1 protein-coding gene and 1 pseudogene are annotated in these 1,810 nt (G+C 72.9%); one reads left to right on the top strand and one right to left on the bottom strand.

The window, feature by feature from the left end; all coding sequences use genetic code 11:
• Positions 1–42 precede the first annotated feature (42 nt).
• The gene (locus AC1DUQ_RS21405) at positions 43–1,272 is read right to left on the bottom strand and encodes an NAD(P)/FAD-dependent oxidoreductase (protein WP_477061835.1); all 1,230 of its coding nucleotides are present in this window, start codon (positions 1,270–1,272) and stop codon (positions 43–45) included.
• A 145-nt stretch (positions 1,273–1,417) separates the two neighbouring features.
• Between AC1DUQ_RS21405 and AC1DUQ_RS21410 the strand changes: the two are divergent.
• Positions 1,418–1,810: pseudogene (locus AC1DUQ_RS21410) on the top strand (glycogen debranching enzyme); the annotation flags it as partial.

Raw genomic sequence — 1,810 nt, forward strand, 5'->3', positions numbered from 1 at the left:
CGACGAGGTGGTCCGCCGCGCCGTCGACCGGACGCTGACCAGCTAGAGGAGGTCCGCGAGCGGGACGTCCGGGTCCGCCAGGCGGTCGTGGTCGATCACCGCACGGGACCGGATCAGCGCCTGCACGTCGTCGACCACGTCCCACACGTTCACGTTCATCCCGGCGAGCACCCGGCCGTCGCGCCGCCAGAACGCCACCAGCTCCCGGTTCTGCAGGTCGCCGCGCACGACCACCTCGTCGTAGCCGTGCGAGCCCACGTACCCCACGTACTCCATGCCGAGGTCGAACTGGTCGGAGAAGAAGTACGGCAGCCGGTCGTAGGGCTCGTCCGCACCCACGATCGTCGCCGCGGCCGTGGACGGCTGGTTCAGGGCGTTCGCCCAGTGCTCCACCCGCACGTGCGTGCCCAGGAACGGGTGCTGCGCGCGAGCGATGTCCCCGACCGCCAGCACGTGCGGGTGCGACGAGCGCAGGTGGGCGTCGACGACTACGCCGTCCTCCACGTGCAGGCCCACGGACCTGGCCAGGTCGACCCGCGGGCCGGCGCCGATGCCGACGACGACCAGGTCGGCGTCGACCAGGGTGCCGTCCGCCAGCTCGACCGCGCCCACGTGGGTCCCGTCGCCGGCCGCGACGATCTCGGAGACCTCCGTCCGGGTCCGCAGGTCGACGCCGTTCGCCCGGTGGAGGTCCGCGAACATGGCCGCCAGCTCGGGGCCGAGCACGCGGAGCAGAGGTTGGGGGTCGCGGACGAGCACGCTCACCGTGCACCCGGCGGCGCGCGCCGCGGCGGCGACCTCGAGCCCGATCCACCCGCCACCGATCACCACCACGCGGGGCGCCGCGCTCAGCAGGGCGCGCAACCGGTCGCTGTCGTCGATCGTGCGCAGGTGGACCACCCCGGTGAGGCCCGCGCCGGGCACGTCGAGGCGCCGGGGCTCCGAGCCGGTCGCGAGCACGAGGTGGTCCCAGCCCGTCCGTGTGCGCGAGCCGTCGAGGACGTCGTGGGCGGCGAGGTCGATCGCGGTGACGGTCGCGCCCAGCCGCAGGTCGACGTCATGGTCCGCGTACCAGCCGGCCGGGTGCGTGAACGCGCTGTCGCGCTCCTCGCCGCCCTGCAGGTACCCCTTCGACAGCGGCGGGCGCTCGTACGGGCGCTCGGTCTCCGCACCGAACAGGACCACCCGCCCGTCGTACCCGCGCTCCCGCAGCCCTTCGACCGTCTTGGCGCCCGCCAGCCCGCCTCCCACGACCACGACCTGACCGCTCACCGCTGTCTCCGCTCTCGTCGGACCCCCGGACGGCCAGCGCACCAGGTCGCGGGACGAAGCGCAACGCCTGAGGATGTGGTGAACTCCACGCCCGATCGTCCTCGCCCCCCGCGCCAGATGGACTCCCGACTGGCACCCTGGGCCCATGCTGATGTGGCCGGGACGCCCCTACCCCCTGGGCGCCACCTACGACGGGACCGGGACGAACTTCGCCCTGTTCTCGGAGGTGGCCGAACAAGTCGAGCTCTGCCTGATCGCGGAGGACGGCACGGAGACCCGGGTGAACCTGACCGAGGTCGATGCGTTCGTGTGGCACGGGTTCCTGCCGGCCATCGCACCGGGGCAGCGCTACGGCTACCGCGTGCACGGTCCGTACGACCCGGCGCACGGGGCTCGCTGCAACCCGAACAAGCTGCTGCTGGACCCCTATGCCAAGGCGATCGACGGCCAGATCGACGGCGACCCCTCGCTCTACTCGTACCGGTTCGACGCGCCCGACAAGCGCAACGACGACGACTCCGCGGCGCACACGATGACC

This window comes from Cellulomonas sp. P4_B5_2 (assembly GCF_056402235.1).